This window comes from Leifsonia sp. KNZ12-8B, from assembly GCF_056755495.1.
Window position 1 is genome coordinate 1 of the sequence record NZ_JBPGXM010000023.1, and the last position, 21,562, is coordinate 21,562.

The following is a 21,562-nucleotide window of genomic DNA, read 5'->3' on the forward strand; positions in this document are numbered from 1 at the left end:
AATGACGTCTCAGCCCATCGTGGCCCCGGTGGTGCGGCCTCCGGCGCAACCTCGTCGGACTGCTCTTCCTCGCCCCGGCGATCGCCCTGATCGGGGTCTTCACGATCGTGCCGTTCGGCCAGGCGATCCTGCTCAGCTTCCAGTCGTGGGACGGGGTCAGCCCGGACACGCCGTTCGTCGGGCTGGACAACTACGACTTCGTCTTCAAGGACGCCGCCTTCTGGACCTCGATGGGCAACGTGCTCGTCTTCGGCGTCGTCGGCTTCTTCGTGGGCAACGGGCTCTCGCTGGCGATGGCTCTGGCGGTGAACCGCATCGCGAGGGGCCGCACCTTCTTCCGCACCGCGTTCTATCTCCCCGGCGTGCTCTCCGTCGTGGTCGTCGGGATGATCTTCTCGTCGCTGCTCGACCCGCGCTCGGGAATCATCAACCGGATGCTGGAGTGGGTCGGGCTCGGGTCGCTGCAGCAGAACTGGCTCGGCGACCCGAGCCTGGCGCTGCCGAGCGTCGTCGCCGTGTTCATCTGGTTCCACTGGGGCTTCGGCTTCCTGCTGTTCCTCGCCGGGCTGCAGGACATCCCGAAGGAGTTGTACGAGGCGGCGAGCCTCGACGGGGCACGCGGCTGGGCGCAGTTCCGGTACATCACGTGGCCGCACCTCGCCCCCGTCACCGCGATCGTCAGCCTGCTCACGCTGCTCGCAGCGCTGCAGGTCTTCGGCACCGTGCAGGTGCTGACCAACGGCGGGCCCGGCTATCACACAGCCGTGCCGACGCTGCAGATCTACGCGGAGGCGTTCACCAACCACCGGTACGGATCGGCCGCCGCGATGTCGGTGCTCTTCGGCGGAGCGCTCGTGCTGCTCTCGCTGATCCAGCTCGGAATCTCCGCGCGCCGATCCCGGGCGTGACGAGACAAGGAAAGTCGACCTGAGATGGTAATCCCCCTCGAACAGCAGCGCATCACCACCCCGGCGGCGGGCCCGAGCGGAGGGTCCATACCCGCCCCCTCCCGTCGTCGACGTCGCGTACGCGCCGACCAGGTCGGGCTCTACGGCCTGCTCGTCGTCGCGGCGGTCCTGGCGCTCTTCCCGGTGCTGTGGATGCTCTCCGGCTCCCTGCAGACGCTCGACGAGGTGCTGCGCGGCGGCTCGCTCCTGCCATTGAATCCGCAGTGGGGCAACTTCGTCACCGCCTGGGTGCAGGGCGACCTCGGTCTGTACCTGATGAACAGCGTCATCTACACCGGTTGTGCCATCGTCGGCATCCTCATCGTGTCGAGCATGGCCGGTTATGCGCTCGCCCGGCTGCAGTTCTGGGGCAAGAGCGTCTTCACGTTCGTGATCCTGGCCGTGATGATCATCCCGGCGCCGGCGATGTTCCTCGCGCAGTACCGGCTGCTGATCAACCTGAACCTCACCAACTCGCGGCTCGGGTACATCCTCATCCTCATCACCGCCGGCGTGCCGATGGCGACGCTGATCATGCGCAGCTTCTTCGCCAACCAGCCGCGCGATCTGGAGGAGGCCGCCGCGATCGACGGAGCCTCGCCGCTGCGCATCTTCTGGAGCGTCATCCTGCCGCTGGCCCGTCCCGGCCTCGCCGCGGTCGCGGTCATCCAGGGCCTGGCCGCCTGGAACGAGTACTTGATGGCGCTCGTGCTGTTCGACGACAACACGCTGATGCCGGTGCAGCGGGGCTTGACGAGTTTCGTGTCCGCCGAGACGCCGCAGCAGCAGGTCCTGCTCGCGGCGACGGCCATCTCGATCGTGCCGATCATCGTCTTCTACCTGCTCGCACAGCGTCACATCGTCAACGGCATCGGGGCGGGCGCGATCAAGTGAGCGAGGAGGCGCGGATGCGGTCGCCCTTCGGCGCGAGCCCCTGGTTCGGCGGCGACTACAACCCCGAGCAGTGGCCGGAGGAGACCTGGGAGGAGGACGTCCGGCTGATGCGGGAGGCGGGGGTCACCCTCGCCACAGTCGGCGTCTTCTCGTGGGCGCTGCTGGAGCCGCGCGAGGGGGAGTACGACTTCGGGTGGCTCGACCGCGTCCTGGACACGCTCCACGCCGGCGGAGTGAAGGTGGACCTCGCCACGGCGACGGCCTCCCCGCCGCCGTGGTTCTCACGGGCCCATCCAGCGTCGCTCCCGGTGACCGCGGAGGGCGTGCGGCTCTCTCCGGGCTCCCGCCAGGAGTACTGCCCGAGCTCGCCGGAGTACCGGGCCGCCGCCGTGCGGCTCGTCCGCGTCCTGGCGGAGCGCTACGGCGAGCACCCCGCGCTGCAGCTCTGGCACATCAACAACGAGTTCGGCTGCCACGTCGCCCGCTGCTACTGCGACGCGAGCGCCGCCGCCTTCCGCCGCTGGCTCGAGGCGAAGTACGGGTCGATCGACGCGCTCAACGAGGCGTGGGGCACCGCGTTCTGGTCGCAGCACTACGGCACCTTCGACGAGATCCTGCCCCCGCGTGCGACCCCCGCCCTCGGCAACCCGGGGCAGCTGCTCGACTTCGACCGGTTCAGCTCCGATGAGCTGCTGGCGTGCTTCCTGGCCGAGAAGGCCGTCCTGCGCGAGATCACCGCGGCCGTCCCCGTGACGACGAACTTCATGGGCACCTTCCGCCACCTCGACTACTGGAGCTGGGCACCCCACCTCGACGTGATCGCCGACGACCTCTATCCCGACCCGGCGGACGCGGATGCGGCTCGTGGCGCGGCGCTGTCCCGCGACCTCATGCGCTCGCTCGGCGGGGGACGGCCCTGGATGCTGATGGAGCAGGCCACGAGCGCGGTCAACTTCCGCGAGGCGAACGCCCCCAAGCGGCCCGGCCAGATGCGCGCGCTCTCGTACCAGGCGTTCGCCCGCGGAGCGGACGCGATCTTGTTCTTCCAATGGCGGCAATCGGCGGTCGGCGCCGAGCGCTTCCACTCGGCGATGCTGCCGCACGGCGGGACGGACACGCGCGTCTGGCGCGAGGTCACGGCGCTCGGCGCGGAGCTGAGGGAGCTGGCCCCGCTGATGGGCTCGCGGACCCCGGCACAGGCGGCGATCGTCCTGGACTGGGACAGCTGGTGGGCGATCGAGCAGCGCGGCCTCCCCGCCCGGACGGAGTATCTTCCGCTCGTGTCCCGCTGGCACGGAGCACTCACCGATGTCGGCGTCGTCGTCGACATCGTTCGTGCCGACGAGGACCTGACGGGGTATCCGCTGGTGATCGTCCCCAGCCTGTACGTCGCCACGGATGAGCAGCTCGTCCGGATCGATGCTGCGGCGCGCGCCGGGGCGACCGTGCTCGTGACCGACCAGACGGCCATCGTCGACGAGCGCCTCCACGTGCGGCTCGGCGGGTACCTGGGGCGGCTTCAGGAGACGCTGGGCGTCTGGATCGAGGAGTTCACGCCGCTTGCGGGCGCGCAGCAGCGGCCGGGGGCCATCCCCGTCGCCGCGATGTCGGCGGCGGCGCGGACCGTCCGAGTGAACGGCGGGCCGTTCTCAGGAGGGGGGACCGCCGCAGCGGAGTGGCAGGACGCCGTGCGCGTGCGGGACGCCGAGGTCGTCGCGACCTTCGCCGAGGGCGATCTCGCCGGCTGGCCGGCGCTCACGCGCAAGGCGGTGGGCCGCGGGGCAGGCTGGTATCTCGGCACCCGCCTCGACCGGGTCGCGGTCGGCGAGCTGGTGGAGCGGCTGCTCGAGGAGGCCGGCGTCGGCACGCGTCGCGTGACCGTCGGCCGTTCCGCGGGGCTGGTCGAGGTGGTGCGCCGCGGCGACGTCGACATCGTCATCAATCACGGGATCGAGCCGGTCGTGCTCGACCTCGACGGTGCGGATGTCCTGACCGGGGAGGATGTGCGGGGCCGGGTGATCGAACCGAACGGCGTCGTCCTGGCTCGCGTCTGACCATCCTCGCCGTCGGTCTGCCGGCTCAGCGCAGGTCGGCCACCGACTCCCGGCTGACGAAGGTGGTCTCCAGCGGCAGAGTGTCGTCGTCGTCCTTCCCGTCGATCTCGGCGAGCAGGCGCCGGATGGCCCGGCCGCCCAGCTGCGCCAGCGGGCTCTTGATCGTGCTCAGCGCGGGGGTGGGCAGGTCGGCGCCGAAGATGTCGTCGAAGCCGACGATGCTGAGGGCGGCGGGGAGGTCCAGTCCGCGCACGCGGCCGGCCCGCAGCAGGCCGAGGGCGAGCAGGTCGTTGTAGGCGAGGACGGCGGAGACGTCGGCCGCGAGCACGCGGTCGACGGCCTCGGCGCCCCCCTCGCGCGTCGGCGCGGTGGACGGGATCTCGACGATCGACATGCCCCGTGCGATCGCGAGCTCGAAGAGCGTCTGCCAGCGCTCGTGGTTGATCCACGACGCCTCCGGGCCGGCGAGGTAGGCGATGCGGCGGTGGCCGCGCTCCTGAAGGGCGTCGAGCGCGGCGGCGATCCCGGGGCGCAGCTCGGGTACGACGGCGGGCACCTCCGGCACACGGCGGTTCGCGACGACCAGGGGCTTCGCTGCGGCGAGGTGGCGGATGCCGTCGTCGTCCAGTCGCGAGGCCACGAGCAGGAGGCCGTCGACCGAGGTCTGCAGCCGCTCGGCGATCGACTGCTCGACCTCTGCCGACTCCTGCGACTCCGCGAAGACCAGGGTGAGCCCGTTCTCGGAGGCGACGCGCTCCGCACCGCGGACCAGGTCGAAGTAGACGGGGTTGGTGATGTCCGACACGAGGAGCGCGATGGTGCCGGTCTTGCCGGTCGGCAGTGCGCGAGCCATCGGGTTGATGCGGTAGCCGAGCTCGTCCGCGGCCTCGCGGATGCGGCGCTCCGTGGCCTCCTTCAGCCGGCCGGGCTTGTTCAGCGCGCGCGACACCGTCGACGGGCTGACGCCGGTGGCCTTCGCCACGTCGTAGATCGTCGCCGGCGGCTTCCGCGCCCCGGGGCGAGGGGAGGCCAGCGTCTCCGATTCGCTCATCCGCATCCTTCCGGTCGCGCGTCGCCTGCTCGGCAAACGGTTGGCACATCCTATCGGAAGCCGGTTCGGGATTGGTGGCACGATCTGCCAAAACATGCGGGACCGCGCGATCATCTCTGGAGGGGAGCATCACTCGGCAATCGGTTGACAAATAATGCCGCGGACGCTGGAATAGGGACATGCTTCAGCCGCGACGCCGCGACCCCGATCGCCTCCTGCCCGCCGATCCGTCCACCCGGGACATCGCGCGCAGCCTCTACCTCCGCGTGGCAGAGGCCCCGATCGTGTCACCGCACGGCCATGTGCCGATCGAATGGCTGGCGACCGACGCGGCCTTCACCGATCCCGCCGACCTGCTCGTCAGCCACGACCACTACGTCACCCGGCTGCTGCATGCCGCGGGAGTCGACCTCGGCCGGCTGGGCGTCGGCCGGCCCGCGGATCCGCGCGAGGTGTGGCGGCTGCTCGCGGAGCACTGGCACCTCTTCGCGGGGACGGCCTCCGGCTACTGGCTGGAGGAGGAGCTGATGCAGGTGCTCGACGTGCAGGAGCCGCTGCTCCCCGCCACGGCCGACGCCGTCTACGACCGCATCGCGGAGCGTCTGGCCGAGCCCGCCTTCCGGCCGCGCGCCCTCTTCGACCGCTTCGGCATCGAGGTGCTCGCCACCACCGACGACCCGCTCGACGACCTCGCCCAGCACGACGCGCTCCGCTCCGCCGGTCTGCGCGGCAGGGTGGTGCCGACCTTCCGGCCCGACAGCTACCTCGATCCCGCCGCCGTCGGCTTCCGCGAGAACGTGCAACGGCTGCTGGAGGCGACCGGGAGCCCGGCGACCTTCGCCGGCTATCTGGCGGCACTCGAATCCCGCCGGCGGTACTTCATCGAGCACGGCGCCGTCTCCGCGGATCACGGCGTGCAGGAACCGCTGACGGCCGACCTCGCCCGCGCCGAGGCCGAGCGCCTCTTCCAGCGGGTGCTGCTCGGTGAAGGGTCCCCGGAGGACGCCGCGCTGTTCCGCGCACACATGCTCCTCCAGATGGCGAGGATGAGCGTGGAGGACGGCCTCGTCATGACCATCCACGCCGGCGTGCTGCGCAACCACCACACGGCGACGTTCGAACGGTACGGCGCCGATACCGGCCATGACATCCCCGTGCGCACCGACTTCGTCACCGGGCTGCGGCCGCTCCTCGAGCGGTTCGGCGACGCGCCGGGATTCCATCTGGTGCTGTTCGCGGTCGACGAGACCGTGTACTCCCGTGAGATCGCCCCGCTGGCCGGGTTCTATCCGAGCGTGTTCATCGGGGCGCCGTGGTGGTTCCTGGATGCGCCGGATGCGATCAGCCGGTTCCGCTCGGCAGTCACGGAGACAGCCGGCTTCTTCCGCGGCTCCGGCTTCATCGACGACACGCGCGCCTTCCTGTCGATCCCCGTCCGCCACGACACCGCGCGCCGGGCCGACGCGGCCTTCCTCGCCCGGTATGTGGTCGAAGGGAGGATCACGCTGGCGATGGCCGAGCGGATCGCGGACGACATCGTAGGACCGCAGCCGAGACGGGTGTTCAAGCTGTGAGCGCGCGACCGCCCGTCCGGATCGTCCACCTCGGGCTCGGAGCCTTCCACCGCTCGCACCAGGCCTGGTACACCGCCCATGCCGCCGACGCCGAACAGTGGGGGATCGCCGCTTACACCGGCCGGCGTCCCGATGCCGCCATCGTGCTGGACGCGCAGGACTGCGTCTACACCCTCGTGGAGCGGGGTCCCGCGGCGGACGCCTACGAGCGCATCCGGAGCATCGTGAAGGCCGTGCCCGGCGACGACCTCGCCGACTTCGTGCAAACTGTGGCGGCGTCCGACGTCGCGGTGCTCACACTGACGATCACGGAGGCCGGGTACCGCCTCTCCGCCTCCGGCGGCCTGGACCGCGACGACCCGGAGATCGTCGCGGATGTCGAGGATCTGCGCGCCTGGTCGTGGGCGCCGTCCGCCGCGCTTCCGGCCCTCCGCACCGCTCCCGCCCGCATCCTGCTCGCGCTGGAGGAGCGCCGGCGCCGCGGGGCCGGGCCGATCGCCGTCGTGCCCTGCGACAATCTGCCCGACAACGGCGAGGTCGCGCGCCGCACGCTCACCGAGCTGGCCGCCCTCGTCTCGCCGGCGCTGGCCGCGTGGGTGCCGCGTGGAACATCCTTCGTCTCCACCTCGGTCGACCGGATCACCCCGCGGCTGGAGCCGGACGATGTCCGGCGCGTGGCCGAGGCCACCGGATGGCACGACGCCGCCCCCGTGATCGCCGAGCCGTTCGCGGACTGGGTGCTCTCCGGGGACTTCCCCGCGGGGCGCCCGCGCTGGGAGGCCGCCGGGGCGCGGTTCGTCCGTGACATCCGCCCGTGGGAGGCGCGCAAGCTGTGGATGCTGAACGGTGCCCACACGCTGCTGGCGTCGGCCGGGCGCTTGCGCGGCCACGAGACCGTCGCCGCGGCCTTCGCCGATCCGATCTGCCGAGCGCAGGTCGAACGGCTGTGGGACGAGGCCGCCGCCCAGCTGCCCGACGTCGAGACCGTGGAGTACCGCGTCGCGCTCGCCCAGCGGTTCGCCAACCCGCGCATCGTCCACCGCCTCGCGCAGATCGCCGAGGGGTCGCTCACCAAGCTGCGCCTGCGCGTCGTGCCCGTTGCGCTGGCCGAGCGGGCCGCCGGTCGGTCCGCTGCGGGATGCGCGACCGCCATCGCCGCATGGCTGCTCGCCGAGCGCGCGGGCGCAGACCCGGCCGTCGGCGCCCGCGAGCTCTCGTCCGAGCTCGCGGACGACGCTCCCTTCTTGGCCGCCGTGGCGGCCGCGCACGCGGCGATCGCCGCAGACACCCTTCACGAGAAAGCAGGACTCGCCCGATGAGCACCTTCCCCGACGGATTCCTGTGGGGCGCCTCGACCGCGCCGCACCAGATCGAGGGCAACAACCTCAACAGCGACTTCTGGGCCAACGAGTCCAGGATCCCCGGCATGGAGCGCAGCGGCGACGCTTGCGACAGCTACCACCGCTACCGCGAGGACATGCAGCTCCTCGCCGACGCCGGCTACAACGCCTACCGGTTCGGGATCGAATGGGCGCGCATCGAGCCGGAGCCCGGCATGGTGTCGCGTGCCGAGCTGGCCCACTACCGCCGCATGATCGACACCGCGGTCGAGCTGGGCCTGACGCCGTTCGTCACTCTGCACCACTTCACCAATCCGCGCTGGTTCGCCGAGCGCGGAGGCTGGATGGCGCCCGACGCGATCGACCGGTTCCGTGCCTACGTCGACACGGCCACGACCATCCTCGACGGCGTGGAGTGGGTCGCCACCATGAACGAGCCCAACATGCTGGCGATGATGACCGGCATGGCCGCGATGATGCAGCAGGCGCAGTCCAGCGGCGAGGAGTGGCAGAGTCCGACCGTGGACACGGACGGACCACGCCCCGCGCTGCCCGCGCCGAGCCCCGAGATCGGCCGCATCTTCGTGGAGGCGCACCACGCGGTCCGCGACCTGGTGCGCGAGCGCACCGGCGCCAAGGTCGGCTGGACCGTCGCCAACCGCGCGTTCGAGACCCGGCTGGGCGGCGAGGAGAAGCGGCGCGAGCTCGAGTACATCTGGGAGGACCTCTACCTCGAGGGCTCCCGCGGCGACGACTTCGTCGGCGTGCAGTCGTACTCGGCGCAGTGGGTGAACGCCGACGGCATCGAGCCCCACCCCGACAGCCCGGACAACACCCTCGTCGGAACCGCATACCGGCCGGACGCGCTCGGCATCGCGGTGCGGCACACGGCCGAGGTCACCGGCGGCGTCCCGATCGTGGTCACCGAGAACGGCATCGCCACCCACGACGACGCCCGGCGCATCGCGTACACCGACGAGGCGCTCCGTCACCTGGACCTCGCCATCGCCGACGGCGTCGACGTGCGCGGCTACCTGCACTGGAGCCTCCTCGACAACTACGAGTGGGGCCACTGGGAGCCGACGTTCGGCCTCATCGCCGTCGACCGCGAGACCTTCGTGCGCTCGCCGAAGCCGAGCCTCGGCTGGCTGGGAGAGGTCGCCCGCCGCAACGGACGGGCAGAGGCCTGAGCGAAGGCGGCATCCTGTCCCGCACGTGAAGGAGCGCCCGGCGGCCATGCCGCCGGGCGCTCGATCGTTCGTCCCCGCCCGTCAGACGCGGCCGGACAGCAGGAACGGGCCCGGTCCCACCGCGGTCGTCGTCCCATCCGGGAGGACGACGGTGCCGCTGGTGGCCGCCGGCACCGTCCCGGAGACGGTGATCGTGCCGCCCTCGATCCGCCACGCGGCCTGGACGGTGCCCTGCGGGGTGACGTACGAGCCCTCGGCCCAGGTCACGTCACCGCCCGGCACCGGGCGCAGCACGAACGACTCCCACGCGGCCGATCCCGGAGCCTGGTCCAGGCCGAGCAGGTGCGTGTGCAGGAACCGCACGACAGCGCCCTTCGAGTAGTGATTGAGCGAGGCGAAGGCGCGGCCCGCCTCGTCCACGCCGTCCCAGTCCTCCCAGACGGTCGTCGCGCCGCGGTCGAGCATCCCGAGCCAGGACGGAGAGGTGCGCTGGAGGAGCAGCTCGTAGGCGACGCCGGCGTGCCCGGTGTCGGCGAGCGTCGGAAGCAGGTCCGCCGTCGAGAGGAAGCCGGTTCCGAGGTGCGTGCCCGCCCGGCGGATGAGCTCGACGAGCCGGTCGGCGGCAGCGCCGCGCTGGTCGTCGGGCAGGAGCCCGAAGCTCAGCGCCCGCACGTAGGCGGCCTGCGTGTCCGTGGCGGTGCGGCCGTCCTCGCGCAGGAACTCCGTGCGCCAGGCATCGCGGACGCTCTCGGCGACGGCCGAGTACCTGGCCGCGTCGTCCGCGCGGCCGAGGACGGCGGCGATGCGGGCGAGCGTGGAGGTGGAGCGGTAGAGGTAGGCCGTGCCGACCTCCCCCTTGTCCGCCATGAACCACGCCATCGGGTTCTCCTGCAGCGGGTCGACGAGGCTGCCGTCCTCCGCGCGCTCCTTGGGCTCGCACCACTCGCCCCAGTGGAAGGAGCCGTCCCAGAGGTACTCCTCGTGCGGGAGCGGCTCGGCCGATCGGGCGATGCGCGACGGGTGGCGGCGCGTTCGTGCGGTGCCGAGCGCCCACTCCACCCAGCGGACCATCGCCTCCCAGTTCGCGGCGAGCTCGTCGGCGTCGCCGTACGTCTCGTACAGCACCCAGGGCACGTGCACGATCGCATCGCCCCATCCCGCCGAGCCGGTCATCTGCGCCACCTGGAGCTCCGGGTGGTGCTTGACCTGACGGCCGTCCGGCGAGAAGTTCGCGATCCGGCCGTCATCGAGCTGGTCGTCGCGCACCGACTGCAGCCACTTGCGGGTGAAGCCGTGCACGTCGAACAGCCGGACGGCCGTCGAGGCGAAGACCTGGTAGTCGCCGGTCCAGCCGAGCCGCTCGCGCTGCGGGCAGTCGGTGGGGATGTCGACGGCGTTGCCGCGGAAGCTCCAGTCGGCGACCTCGTACAGCCGGTTCAGGTCGTCGGAGCTGCACCGGAACGATCCCGCGGGCGCGAGGTCGGTGTTGACGACCTGCATGCGCACCGCATCCGGCGTGAGCGGGAGACCGCCGCGCCGGATGCGCGCGTACTGGAAGCCGTGCACCGTGTGCCGCGGTTCGAAGACCGTGCCGGGCGTGCCGTCCGAGACGACCTCGTCCCGCTGGTCGAGCACCACCAGGCCGTCGCCCTCGCGCTCGGAGTCGAGGTGCGACATGTCGAGATCGCCGGCCGGGTCGAGGTGCTCGCCGTGCTCGATCACCGTGCGGGAGCCGCGCGGGCCGAGATCGGTGAGCCGGAGCCAGCCGGATGCGTTCTGGCCGAAGTCCGCGATCCAGTCGCCCGAGTCCAGCAATCGGAGGCTCACGGGGGCGCGCTCCTCGACGCGCCGGACCGGCGGCGCGGGGGACCACGACACCGGCGGCCCCGACACGACTCCGACGCGAGCCGTGCCGAGCTCCACGGGCTCGACGGTGAAGTCGGTCGCCTGGCCATCCATGAGCCCCGCCCGGACGATCGGCGAGGTCCGGCTCGTCCAGGAGCCGTCGGTGCGGATCACCTCGGAGGAGTCGTCCTCGAACGTCACGTGCAGCTCGGCCCGGATCGCGACATCGTCGCCGTCCGTCCACGCCGCGCGGGCGTGGAAGGCACCGACCTGGCCCTGATACCAGCCGTCCGTCAGTGCGATCTCCAGGATGTTGTCGCCCGCCGCGAGCGCGCCCGCGACATCCGCTGCCTGCGCGTACACGGTCCTGTCGTAGGAGGTGGTGCCGGGGGAGAGCTCGGCGGTGCCGACCCGCTCGCCGTTGACGAACGCCTCGTACACGCCGAGCGCCGTCGCGTACAGCCGCGCGCGACGGATCGGGCGGTCGAGGGAGAACGTGCGGCGGAGGCTGTGGCCCGGTCGCTTGCCGAAGACCGCGGCGCGCGACGCCTCGCTCAGGACCGGCGAGATCCACTCCGACGTCCAGTCCGCGTCGAGCAGACCGGTCTCGAACGAATGCTCCTCGCTCCAGGCGCCGCCGACGGCACGGACGCGCCAGCGCACCCGCTCGCCGCTGCGCAGCGGTCGCCAGGGCCAGGCGTTCAGTCGATGGCCGGGTACGGTCGCATGCTGAGGCTCGGAGGTGCGCTCGGAAGCGCCATCGTCGATGGTCGCCTCCAGTTCGTAGCCGTCGGCGGTGTCGAGGGCCGGGAGCCAGGAGAGGCGGGGCGTGGGGCCCGAAACGGCGAACTGATCGCCTCCCGCGTCGATTCGCAGCCAGGTCGGGACGGTTTCGGTCATCGGCGTCATCGCCTCCAGTACGCATTGCGAGCAGGTCGTGGAGACCAGTATGGCAATCGCTTGCCTAAATTCGCAAAAGCTGGTGTACTTGGTCCACTGAACCCCGCAGTGCCGCGTAGGAGAAGCATGCTCAGCACCCGAACCACCCCCACCCGCGACGTCGTGACCCTCGACGGTCTGTGGCGTTTCGCCCTCGACACCACCGCCGGAGACCGGCCATGGACGAGCCGGCTCGACACGGCACTCGAGGCCCCCGTGCCTGCCAGCTACAACGACCTGTTCGTCGACCCCGCGATCCGCGAACACGTCGGCGTCGTCTGGTACCAGCGCGACGTGCGCGTCCCGCGCGGCTGGTCCGGAGAGCGCATCGTGCTGCGGTTCGGCTCCGTCACCCACGCGGCGCGGGTCTACGTCGGCGACGAGCTCGTCGCCGAGCACGTCGGCGGCTACACGCCGTTCGAGGCCGACGTGACCGGCGTCGTCCTCGCCGGCGAGGAGTTCCGCCTCACCGTCGCGGTCGACAACCGGTTGACGAACATCACCATCCCGCCCGGCACCGTGACCACCGGTCCCGACGGCCGGGAGCGCCAGTCCTACCTCCACGACTTCTACAACTACGCGGGCATCGCGCGGTCGGTGAAGCTGTCCAGCACCCCGCTGTCGTATGTCGACGACATCACGGTGACGACCGGTATCGAGGGCGTCGACGGAGTGGTCGACTACACCGTCCGCGCGGCGGGCGAGCCGGGTGTCCGGACGCGCGTCCGGGTCGTGGACGAGGCCGGCGCCACTGTGGCGACGGGCGAAGGCGAGCAGGGCGTGCTCCGCATCACCGACGTGACGCTGTGGCGGCCCGGCGCCGGCTACCTGTACGACCTCGTCGTGGAGCTGACGGCCGACGGCGACGTCGTGGACAGCTACACCCTCCCGTTCGGTGTGCGGACCGTGGAGGTGCGGGGCACCGCGTTCCTGATCAACGGCGAGCCGTTCTACTTCACCGGGTTCGGCAAGCACGAGGACACCCCGGTACGCGGCAAGGGCCACGACGACGCGTACCTCGTCCACGACTTCCAGCTGCTGGAGTGGACCGGCGCGAACTCGTTCCGCACCAGTCATTACCCGTACGCCGAGGAGGTGCTCGACTTCGCCGACCGGCACGGGATCGTCGTCGTCGACGAGACGGCCGCGGTCGGTCTCAACCTGGGCGTCCAAGGCGGCCTGACCGGCATCCCACCCACACCGACCTTCGCCGAGGAGAACTTCGGCGGCGAGACCAAGAACGTCCACGCCCAGCACCTGCGCGAGCTGATCGCGCGGGACAAGAACCACCCGTCGGTCGTCATGTGGAGCATCGCCAACGAGCCGGCCTCCAACGAGGAGGGCGCGCGCGGGTACTTCGAGCCGCTGGTGCAGCTGACGAGGGAGCTCGACCCCACGCGGCCGGTCACGTACGCCGCCGTGATGTTCGCGAACCCGACGAACGACACGATCGCCGACCTCTTCGACGTCCTCTCGATCAACCGGTACTACGGCTGGTACGTCTTCACCGGCGACCTCGCCACGGCCGAGTCGGTGCTCGAGCAGGAGCTGCGCGGCTGGGTGCAGCGGTTCGGGAAGCCGATCATGATGTCCGAGTACGGCGCCGACACGCAGCCGGGCCTCCACTCGGTGTGGGACATGCCGTGGACGGAGGAGTACCAGACCGATCTGCTCGCGACCTATCACCGGGTGTTCGACCGCATCCCCGAGTTCGTCGGCGAGCACATCTGGAACTTCGCCGATTTCATGACCGGGCCCGGCATCCATCGGGTCGACGGCAACAAGAAGGGCGTCTTCACCCGCGACCGCAAGCCCAAGGGCGCCGCGTTCTCGCTGAGGAAACGGTGGCGCGGACTCGACGGGAGCAAGCCGGGCGCCGCCGAGAAGGAGGACCAGCAGTGATCATCGACAAGGCCGAGGTCATCGTCACGAGCCCCGACCGGAACTTCGTCACGCTCAAGCTCACGACCGACGACGGTCTCACCGGGCTCGGCGACGCCACGCTGAACGGACGCGAGCAGGCGGTCGTCGCGTACCTCGCCGAGCACGTCGTCCCGCTGCTGATCGGCCGGGACGCGTCGCGGATCGAGGACACCTGGCAGTTCCTGTACCGCAGCGCGTACTGGCGCCGCGGGCCGGTGACGATGGCGGCCATCGCGTCGGTGGACATGGCCCTGTGGGACATCAAGGGCAAGGCGGCCGGGATGCCCGTGTACCAGCTGCTCGGCGGCGCCTCCCGCAACGGCCTGCTCGCCTACGGGCACGCCTCCGGCCGCGACCTGCCCGAGCTGTTCGACAGCGTGCGCGACCACCTGGAGCAGGGATACAAGGCGATCCGCATCCAGTCGGCCGTCCCCGGGCTGAAGTCGATCTACGGCATCGCGTCGAACGCCACCTACGAGGCCAACAACGGCGTCCGCTACGACCACGAGCCGGCGCAGCGCGGCGGCCTCCCGAACGAGGAGGACTGGGACACCCGGTCCTACCTGCGCCACATCCCGACGGTGTTCGAGGCCGTGCGCACCGAGTTCGGCCCGGAGCTGCCGCTGCTGCACGACGGCCACCACCGCATGACGCCCATCCAGGCGGCGAAGCTCGGGAAGTCGCTGGAGCCGTACGACCTGTTCTGGCTGGAGGACTGCACCCCGGCCGAGAACCAGGAGGCGCTGCGCCTCGTGCGGCAGCACACCACGACGCCGCTCGCGATCGGCGAGATCTTCAACACCGTCTGGGACTACCAGCAGATCGTCCGCGAGCAGCTCATCGACTACGTCCGCTCGGCGGTCACCCACACCGGCGGCATCACGCACCTCAAGAAGGTGCTCGACTACGCCTCCCAGTACCAGATCAAGTCCGGCATGCACGGCCCGACCGACATCTCCCCGGTCGGCATGGCGGCGGCGATGCACCTGGGGCTGGCGATCCACAACTTCGGCATCCAGGAGTACATGAAGCACGGCGAGAAGACCGACGCGGTCTTCCAGCAGTCCTTCACGTGGCAGGACGGCTTCCTCCACCCCGGCGACCAGCCGGGCCTCGGCGTCGAGCTCGACGTCGACGAGGCCGGGAGATACCCGTACATCCGCGCCTACCTGCCCTACAACCGGCTCGCGGACGGCACCGTCCACGACTGGTAGCAGCACAACGCCTCACGATCACTGACGAAGGAGTCACATCCATGCGCAAGTACAGCAATCTCGACACCAAATCCTCCCGCGCGGTGCGGGTGGAGGCCGCGACCGTCCTCCCGCCGACGGCCGGACCCGCCGCGGGGCCGCAGAACCAGGAGCTCAACGGACCGGACCTCGTCGCCCCTCCGCTGCAGCGGGTGAGCGGCAGCTACCTGTTCTGGATCACCGTCGCGAACTTCGGCGCGAGCCTCGCCCTGATGGTGCCGCTGTCGTACTCGCTCGCCGTCCGCATCTCCCAGCTCGAGCCCGGGCACGAGGAGGTGCTGGGGTACGTCACCGGCACCGCCCAGCTCGTGTACCTGGTCCTCAGCCCGCTGCTGGGAGTGTGGAGCGACCGGCTGCGTTCGCCGTTCGGTCGCCGCACCCCCTTCATCGTCGGAGGCGCCCTGCTCGGCCTCGTCGCCGTCGCCTTCATCGCGATCGCGCCGAGCCTGCTCCTGGTCGGCGTCGGCTGGGTGGTCGGGCTGCTGGGCTGGGCGACGGCCGGTCAGGGCATCCAGACGCTGCTGGCCGACCGGGTGCCCGAGGAGCAGCGCGGCCGCGCGTCCGCGCTCACCGGTGTGAGCACCCAGATCGCTCCGGTGATCGGCATCGGCATCGCGTACGCGGTGGTGAAGTCGACCTTCCTCGTCTTCCTCGTCCCCGCCATCGTCGGGCTGGTCCTGATCCTCGCCTTCGTCTTCATCAAGCGCGAGGGCAGCTCGCGCGACATCGTGCGCAACGACACGGTCACGGTGAAGGCGCTCCTCAGCAGCTACGTCTTCAATCCGCGCAAGCACCCGGACTTCGGCTGGAACTGGCTCGGTCGCTTCATCTTCTTCATGGGCCTGTACTTCAACACGACTTTCGGCACGTTCTTCTACGCCCAGCGCCTGCACATCCCGGTCGTGGAGGTGGCCGGCGTCGTCGCCGCCATCGGCATCATCGGCGTGCTGGCGGCGACCGGCGGGGCCATCCTCGGCGGATTCCTCTCGGACAAGCTGGGACGCCGCAAGCTCTTCACCCTGATCGGCGCACTGCTCTTCGTCGCGGGCGCCTGCGTCGAGGCGTTCGCGCAGTCGATCGTGCCGCTGATCGTCGGCTCGGTCATCATGCAGCTCGCCATCGCGGCGTTCAGCGTCGTCGACCAGGCGATCGTGTTCGCCGTCCTCCCGAACCGCGCCGAGGCCGGACGCTACCTGGCCGTCGTCGCATTCGCGCAGAAGATCCCGAGCGCGCTGGCCCCGCTCATCGCGCCGCTGATCATCACCATCGGCGCGGTCGGCGCGGACAAGAACTACACCGGCCTGTACCTCGCCGGCGCCGTCCTGGCCCTCATCGGCGGCCTGATCATCTTCACCAAGGTCAAGGGCGTCCGTTGAGATGACGGGCACGTCCGCTGCCCCGGCGGTCGTCGTCATGGGCGTCTCCGGCTCCGGCAAGACGACCGTCGGGCAGCAGCTCGCCGCGAGGCTCGGCGTCCCGTTCATCGACGCCGACGACCTCCATCCGGCCGCGAACCGGGCGAAGATGGCGGGCGGCACGCCCCTCACCGATGCGGACCGCCGGCCGTGGCTCGCCGATGTGGGCCGGGCGATCGGCGAGGCGAGCGGCGGAGCCGTCGTCGCGTGCTCCGCGCTCCGCCGGAGCCACCGGGACGCGCTGCTCGCCGCGGCCGGCCGAGAGATGGTCTTCGCGCACCTCTCGGGCGAGACCGGGCTCATCCACGGCCGCATGGCCGCCCGCAGCGGGCACTTCATGCCGCCGGCCCTGCTGCGCTCGCAGCTGGAGACCCTCGAGCCGCTGGACCCGGCCGAACCCGGCCGCGTGTTCACGATCTGCGACGACCCCGTCGCCATCGCCGTCCGGATCCAGCGCTGGATCACGACCGGGAAGGAACCCGTCTCATGACCGATACCGCCGCAGCGCCGTTCGAGCTCGTGGAGGGGGATCTCGGCCGCGTCGAGCTCGCCACTCTTCCGTTGCCCGCCCATGTGCGCCCTGAGAGCGCCACGTACACCTTCTCGGGCTCGGTGTTCGTGCTCTACCGGACCGACGAGGACCCGGCAGACCAGGACTGGTTCCATGCCGGGATCGTGAGCGACGACGGCTCGGGATTCCGCGAGATCTACTCCGGGGCGATCCCGCGCAAGCCCACCGCGAACGGCATCCGCCACATGCCGTTCACCGACAACCGACGGGTGCTGCTGGGCGATCACGTGCTGGAGGCGACTCCCGACCTCGACACGGCCACGAGCACGACCCTCATCGACGTCGAGTACCCGTGGGACCTCGACTCCGACCCGCTCACCTCGCACCACTGGTCCGAGATCATCGTGTCACCTGACGGCGAGCGGATCGCCTGGACCGCGCTGCGCACCGATATGACCGCGATCGTCGCGCTCGGCGGGCTGCGGCGCGACGAGGAGCGGTACACGATCGTCGACCCGGTCATCATCAGCAGCACCGACATGCTCACGCCGGATCCGAAGCGGGACGGCTGGTACACCGCCCGTCCCATGCTCGGCGGCGAGGTCAAGCAGTTCGTCCGCGGCGGCGCGGCCATCTCCTCGGTCGGAGACGGCGGCGGCCCGCTCACGGACTCGGTCGTGCAGGACCTCACGGCCGAGCGGCTCGAATCGCTCACCCGCGCTCCCGGCTACGACGAGACGACCATCCTCTCGCCCGACGAGCGACTCGGCATCGTCATGAGCTCGCGTGCCTCGCACGGGACGGACCCCGTGTTCCTCGGGCTCGTGCCGCGGCCGCACGCCAAGCTCGTCACGGCGCAACTGGCCTGGGTCGTCTATCTGTACGTGGTCGACGGGGTCCGGCGATTCCGTCCCGGCGACATCGGGCCGGTGCTCGTCGACCTCGGGAGGTCGGCCGGCGATCCCGAGTACCTCGGAACGCCGCTCCGCAGCGCCGACGACACCTGGGTCTACGTCTCTCCGATGTCCTGGCATCCCGGCGGCCGCAGGGCCATGTGGATGGAGATGGTCCGCGGCAGCGGCGGCGAGGCGGAGCGGACCCTCCGCGTGCGCATCGCCCACCTCCTCGACCACGAGCCGGGCGCGCCCGTCCCCGTCGTGCCGACACCCGCGGCGCCTCCATACGGCATCGGCGGAGACGAGGCTCGGGCGATCATCGGGCGGGTCGCCGAGCAGGTCCCTTCCGGCCGCATCGCGGGCGCGCATTCGGGGTACCTGGAATTCGAGCGCTCCTCGGACGGGAACGGCACATCGTCCGCGGTCTCGCGCTACGTCGACTACAGCGACGACGGCCTCAGCTTCTACCGGGGCAGCGAGCGCTTCAGCGGCTCGATGCTCGACGGCGTCGTCTACGAGGCCGACCTCGAGGTCACGGGGGAGCGTGACGGCGAGATGCGGCTGCGTGCCCAGTGGTCGGGTGTGCGGGAGGGCACGCGACTGCTCTTCGGCACGGGGGAGGACGGCCTCCCGCAGAGCCGCGGGTTCGCCCGGTACGGCGAACGGATCGCGCGAGTGGAGGACCTGGTCGCCTGACGGGACGCCGGTCGTCGGGCCGTCGCTCTCAGCGGCCGCCCGCCGTCATGGTGCCGAGCCCGCTGAGTGCGCGGCGGACCGCGGTCACCGGGGCGAGCGTCTCGTCGTCCTGGATCGCCCACCAGCCGAGGCCGGCCATGATCGCGGCCAGCACGGCGGCAGCGGCGGACTGTGCGACGACATCCGTCGTGGGGATGCCGAGCCTGCGGGCGAAGTACGCGGCCGTCTCCTCCCGCCATCGCCGGTACGTATCGGGCCGGGTGTTCTCGAGGTCGGGCTCGGTGGCGATGATCCGCATGCGGGCGCGACCGACCTCGAGCGCGTCCGCGTCCTGCTCGAAGACCTCGACGACGACGGCCGCCATCGCCTCGAAGGGCGAGAGGGTGTCGTCGGCGTGATCGAGCGCCGCACGGAGGGAGTCGATGGAGCCCTCGATCCCGCCCCAGACGATGTCGGCCTTCGCGGGGAAGTAGCGGTGGAGCGTCCGGACGCTGACCCCGCACTCCTCGGCGATCCGGGACATGGTCACGTTCCGGTAGCCGTGCAGACGGAGGACCTCGATCGCGCGGGCGCGCAGCTCGTCCTCCTCCACGAGCGGGGGCCGTCCGCGGTTCCTGCCCTGTTCGGTCATGCTCCGACGGTAGCCGAACGCTGTCGCGCGACACCTGTCCGACCATTTATGGCATACTCTGCAATTAATCGTTTCCGCCGACATGGAGGTCTGCCGTGCCCTACCCGTTCCCCGACGTCTCGAGCGCATCCCTCGCCGAGCTCCTCTCCCTCGCCGGCCGGCGCGCCGTCGTCACGGGTGGGGCGCAGGGCCTCGGACGGGCGATCGCCGCCCGGCTGGCGGAGGCCGGCGCCGACCTGCTCATCGTCGACCTCGATGAGAGCCCGGCGCGCGCGGCCGCCGCCGAGCTCGCAGACCGCTACGGCATCACCGCGATCGGCGCACAGGCCGACGTGTCGGACACCGCGTCGGTCGTCGCCGCCGCCGACCTGGCGGTCGCCGAACTCGGCGGCATCGACATCTGGGTCAACAACGCCGGCCTCTTCCCGAACGCGCCGGTGCTTCAGATGCCGGACGAGATGTGGGACCGCGTCTTCGCCGTGAACGCGCGCGGTGTCTTCCTCGGCTCCCGCGAGGCGGCGCGGCGCATGGCCGCGGACGGCAGCGGCGGCGTCATCGTGAACATCATCTCCACGGCGGGCTTCCAGGTCGCGTTCCCCGGTATGGCGGCCTACGTCGGTTCCAAGCACGCCGCACGCGGCCTGACCGCGTCGCTCGCGGTCGACCTCGCGCCGCTGGGCGTCCGCGTGCTCGGCGTCGCGCCGAGCTTCGTGCCGACCGAGGGCAACATCGCGGCGGCCACGGCGGCCGCCGATCAGGCGGCGGCCGCCGGTGTCGAGATCCCGCCGCTCGATGTGATGACCCAGAGCAGAATCGGGCGCCTCGGCACGCCGGACGACATCGCCCGCGTCGTGCTCTTCGCCGCGAGCGACCTGTCGATGATCATGACGGGGAGCACGCTGCTCGCGGACGCCGGCGAGACGCTCTGAGCGGTCGCTACGGCTGCAGCGCCGCCTCGATGGCGGGCAGGTAGCCCTGCGCGTGGCCCGCCGCGTTCGGGTGCATGATGTTGATCAGCTGCGTGGGGTCGATGTCGTTGATCCACGCGTTCGGGCCGCCGCCGCGCACGGCGCCGTGGCCGGCGAAGCGGTCGCGCACGTCGACGAAGGTGACGCCGGCCTCCTGGGCCGCTGCGGCGATCGCCTGGTCGGCGACGTCGACCGCCGCGTTCATGCGCGCCCGCGAGCTGTCGCTGACCAGGCGGGTGTTCGCGGTGGTGAACAGGCGCGGGTAGCCGATGACGAGGATGCGCGCGTCCGGGGCGACGCGGGCCTTGATCGCGGCGTAGGTGCGCACCAGGCTCTGGTGGAACTCCGGGGAGCGCGCCTGCGTCTCCGCCGACTCGATCGCCTGCACGCAGGTCCCCGCGGGGTTGTCGAAGAACTCGTTCAGCGCGCAGTTGATCAGGATCTGGGCGAAGTTCAGGTCGTTGCCGCCCGCCGAGACGGTGACGAGGTTGGTGTCGGGGGTGAGCGACTCCAGCTGCGGGCCCTGCAGGTCGAAGAAGCCGAAGAACGTCTGGTTCGCCGAGTCGACGTTGTTCACCACGGCGGAGGCGCAGGCGACCGAGCGGTACGTCGCGACCTTCTCGGCCGCAGCCAGCAGCGACGAGTACGCCTCAGGGCTCTGGAAGCAGAGGTTGCCGTAATCCCAGGGGGCCCGCGTCCCGAGGCCCGAGGCGTAGGAGTCGCCCATCGCGACGTAGTGGAGGGGCTTCACCGGCGTCAGCAGGTCGGTCGCGGTGACATCGTCGTACGCGCCCAGGCTGACGAAGATCCAGAGCACCCAGTAGCCCGGGTTGCGCTCCTCGGCGGTCAGGATGCCGGTGCCCGCGTCGTCGAAGCCCAGGATGCGGGAGGTGTCGCTCGCCGGTCCGATGCCGTACCCCTTCGCCGTGTCGTGGCGGTCCAGGAAGCTCCAGGAGTACTGCTGGTCGGCGCGTCCGTCCACGCAGGCCTCGGCGTGCACCGTGCCGGAGGCGCCGGTCAGGCAGAGCGCGAGGGTGCCCGTCCCGTACATCACGGGGCCCGTGGAGCCCACCGCGGGGAAGGACCACGTCGCGGCGTGGTCGACGACGTCGGCCACGGTCGCGCCGGCGGTTCCGGTGATCGGGGCGCCGGCGGTCGGTACGCCGACGGCATCGTAGATCGAGGCGCCGCGGCCGTTGTTGGTGACCCACGGACCGCTGATCCGGGCCGTGGAGGCGCCGGGCTCGGCGGCGGCGGCATGGTCGGCGGGCGCGAGGGTGAGGCCGGCGGCTGTCGTCGCCAGGGTGATCGCGGCCAGCACCGCTGGGACGCGGCGTCGGGTTCGGGTGCGCCGGGTGGGGCGGGTGGATGTCGTGCTACTGTGTCGGGTCGTTCGATGCATCCAGCCAGTAATGCACGTAATATTTTGTATGGC

At 71.0% G+C, this 21,562-nt stretch carries 16 protein-coding genes; 12 read left to right on the plus strand and 4 right to left on the minus strand.

Annotated elements, in window-relative coordinates; translation table 11 throughout:
- The first annotated feature begins 107 nt into the window (after window positions 1-107).
- The 3 genes from ACR9ZG_RS05700 to ACR9ZG_RS05710 are packed head-to-tail and all read left to right on the plus strand — an operon-like array spanning window position 108 to window position 3,895.
- The gene (locus ACR9ZG_RS05700; RefSeq protein ID WP_481283857.1) at window positions 108-908 is read left to right on the plus strand and encodes a carbohydrate ABC transporter permease; all 801 of its coding nucleotides are present in this window, start codon (window positions 108-110) and stop codon (window positions 906-908) included.
- A gap of 24 nt (window positions 909-932) precedes the next feature.
- Entirely contained in the window at window positions 933-1,841 is a 909-nt protein-coding gene (locus ACR9ZG_RS05705) for a carbohydrate ABC transporter permease (protein WP_481283858.1), read from the plus strand.
- 14 nt (window positions 1,842-1,855) lie between these two features.
- Window positions 1,856-3,895: a beta-galactosidase gene (locus ACR9ZG_RS05710; RefSeq protein ID WP_481283859.1), complete on the plus strand. Its 2,040-nt coding sequence runs from the start codon at window positions 1,856-1,858 to the stop codon at window positions 3,893-3,895.
- 25 nt (window positions 3,896-3,920) lie between these two features.
- Here ACR9ZG_RS05710 and ACR9ZG_RS05715 read toward each other — a convergent pair whose 3' ends face one another.
- A complete protein-coding gene (locus ACR9ZG_RS05715) occupies window positions 3,921-4,946 on the minus strand; it encodes a LacI family DNA-binding transcriptional regulator (protein WP_481283860.1) in 1,026 nt (341 codons plus the stop codon).
- A 179-nt stretch (window positions 4,947-5,125) separates the two neighbouring features.
- On the opposite strand from ACR9ZG_RS05715, the gene uxaC reads away from it, so the two are divergent.
- Genes uxaC through ACR9ZG_RS05730 form a run of 3 tightly spaced genes read left to right on the plus strand, consistent with a single transcriptional unit; the run spans window position 5,126 to window position 9,050 of the window.
- The gene (uxaC, locus tag ACR9ZG_RS05720; RefSeq protein ID WP_481283861.1) at window positions 5,126-6,520 is read left to right on the plus strand and encodes a glucuronate isomerase; all 1,395 of its coding nucleotides are present in this window, start codon (window positions 5,126-5,128) and stop codon (window positions 6,518-6,520) included.
- Entirely contained in the window at window positions 6,517-7,839 is a 1,323-nt protein-coding gene (locus tag ACR9ZG_RS05725) for a mannitol dehydrogenase family protein (protein WP_481283862.1), read from the plus strand. Before uxaC ends, ACR9ZG_RS05725 begins: the two co-directional genes overlap by 4 nt.
- Window positions 7,836-9,050, plus strand: a complete 1,215-nt coding sequence (locus ACR9ZG_RS05730) for a glycoside hydrolase family 1 protein (protein WP_481283863.1) — start codon at window positions 7,836-7,838, stop codon at window positions 9,048-9,050. The genes ACR9ZG_RS05725 and ACR9ZG_RS05730 overlap by 4 nt, the downstream gene beginning before the upstream one ends.
- 81 nt (window positions 9,051-9,131) lie before the next feature.
- Here the strand turns inward: ACR9ZG_RS05730 and ACR9ZG_RS05735 are convergent, their stop codons facing one another.
- A complete protein-coding gene (locus ACR9ZG_RS05735; protein WP_481283864.1) occupies window positions 9,132-11,795 on the minus strand; it encodes a family 78 glycoside hydrolase catalytic domain in 2,664 nt (887 codons plus the stop codon).
- A 126-nt stretch (window positions 11,796-11,921) separates the two neighbouring features.
- Here ACR9ZG_RS05735 and uidA point away from each other — a divergent pair, with 126 nt between their 5' ends.
- The 5 genes from uidA to ACR9ZG_RS05760 are packed head-to-tail and all read left to right on the plus strand — an operon-like array spanning window position 11,922 to window position 18,528.
- A complete protein-coding gene (gene uidA, locus ACR9ZG_RS05740) occupies window positions 11,922-13,736 on the plus strand; it encodes a beta-glucuronidase (protein ID WP_481283865.1) in 1,815 nt (604 codons plus the stop codon).
- The gene (manD, locus tag ACR9ZG_RS05745; protein WP_481283866.1) at window positions 13,733-14,971 is read left to right on the plus strand and encodes a D-mannonate dehydratase ManD; all 1,239 of its coding nucleotides are present in this window, start codon (window positions 13,733-13,735) and stop codon (window positions 14,969-14,971) included. Before uidA ends, manD begins: the two co-directional genes overlap by 4 nt.
- Before the next feature lie 41 nt (window positions 14,972-15,012).
- A complete protein-coding gene (locus ACR9ZG_RS05750) occupies window positions 15,013-16,386 on the plus strand; it encodes an MFS transporter (protein WP_481283867.1) in 1,374 nt (457 codons plus the stop codon).
- A 1-nt stretch (window position 16,387) separates the two neighbouring features.
- On the plus strand, window positions 16,388-16,915 hold the full coding sequence (locus ACR9ZG_RS05755; RefSeq protein ID WP_481283868.1) for a gluconokinase: 528 nt from the start codon (window positions 16,388-16,390) through the stop codon (window positions 16,913-16,915).
- A complete protein-coding gene (locus tag ACR9ZG_RS05760) occupies window positions 16,912-18,528 on the plus strand; it encodes a hypothetical protein (protein ID WP_481283869.1) in 1,617 nt (538 codons plus the stop codon). The genes ACR9ZG_RS05755 and ACR9ZG_RS05760 overlap by 4 nt, the downstream gene beginning before the upstream one ends.
- A 28-nt stretch (window positions 18,529-18,556) precedes the next feature.
- Here the strand turns inward: ACR9ZG_RS05760 and ACR9ZG_RS05765 are convergent, their stop codons facing one another.
- The gene (locus tag ACR9ZG_RS05765; protein ID WP_481283870.1) at window positions 18,557-19,159 is read right to left on the minus strand and encodes an acyl-CoA-like ligand-binding transcription factor; all 603 of its coding nucleotides are present in this window, start codon (window positions 19,157-19,159) and stop codon (window positions 18,557-18,559) included.
- A 95-nt stretch (window positions 19,160-19,254) separates the two neighbouring features.
- Between ACR9ZG_RS05765 and ACR9ZG_RS05770 the strand changes: the two genes are divergently transcribed.
- On the plus strand, window positions 19,255-20,088 hold the full coding sequence (locus tag ACR9ZG_RS05770) for an SDR family NAD(P)-dependent oxidoreductase (RefSeq protein WP_481283871.1): 834 nt from the start codon (window positions 19,255-19,257) through the stop codon (window positions 20,086-20,088).
- Window positions 20,089-20,095: 7 nt separating this feature from the next.
- Here the strand turns inward: ACR9ZG_RS05770 and ACR9ZG_RS05775 are convergent, their stop codons facing one another.
- Entirely contained in the window at window positions 20,096-21,448 is a 1,353-nt protein-coding gene (locus ACR9ZG_RS05775) for an SGNH/GDSL hydrolase family protein (protein WP_481283872.1), read from the minus strand.
- Window positions 21,449-21,562: the final 114 nt, after the last annotated feature.

Coding starts and splice junctions, on each gene's coding strand:
- ACR9ZG_RS05705 (WP_481283858.1), top strand. CDS start 933: ATGGTAATCCCCCTCGAACAGCAGCGCATCACCACCCCGGCGGCGGGC.
- ACR9ZG_RS05710 (WP_481283859.1), top strand. CDS start 1,856: ATGCGGTCGCCCTTCGGCGCGAGCCCCTGGTTCGGCGGCGACTACAAC.
- ACR9ZG_RS05715 (WP_481283860.1), bottom strand. CDS start 4,946: ATGAGCGAATCGGAGACGCTGGCCTCCCCTCGCCCCGGGGCGCGGAAG.
- uxaC (WP_481283861.1), top strand. CDS start 5,126: ATGCTTCAGCCGCGACGCCGCGACCCCGATCGCCTCCTGCCCGCCGAT.
- ACR9ZG_RS05730 (WP_481283863.1), top strand. CDS start 7,836: ATGAGCACCTTCCCCGACGGATTCCTGTGGGGCGCCTCGACCGCGCCG.
- ACR9ZG_RS05735 (WP_481283864.1), bottom strand. CDS start 11,795: ATGACCGAAACCGTCCCGACCTGGCTGCGAATCGACGCGGGAGGCGAT.
- uidA (WP_481283865.1), top strand. CDS start 11,922: ATGCTCAGCACCCGAACCACCCCCACCCGCGACGTCGTGACCCTCGAC.
- ACR9ZG_RS05750 (WP_481283867.1), top strand. CDS start 15,013: ATGCGCAAGTACAGCAATCTCGACACCAAATCCTCCCGCGCGGTGCGG.
- ACR9ZG_RS05755 (WP_481283868.1), top strand. CDS start 16,388: ATGACGGGCACGTCCGCTGCCCCGGCGGTCGTCGTCATGGGCGTCTCC.
- ACR9ZG_RS05760 (WP_481283869.1), top strand. CDS start 16,912: ATGACCGATACCGCCGCAGCGCCGTTCGAGCTCGTGGAGGGGGATCTC.
- ACR9ZG_RS05765 (WP_481283870.1), bottom strand. CDS start 19,159: ATGACCGAACAGGGCAGGAACCGCGGACGGCCCCCGCTCGTGGAGGAG.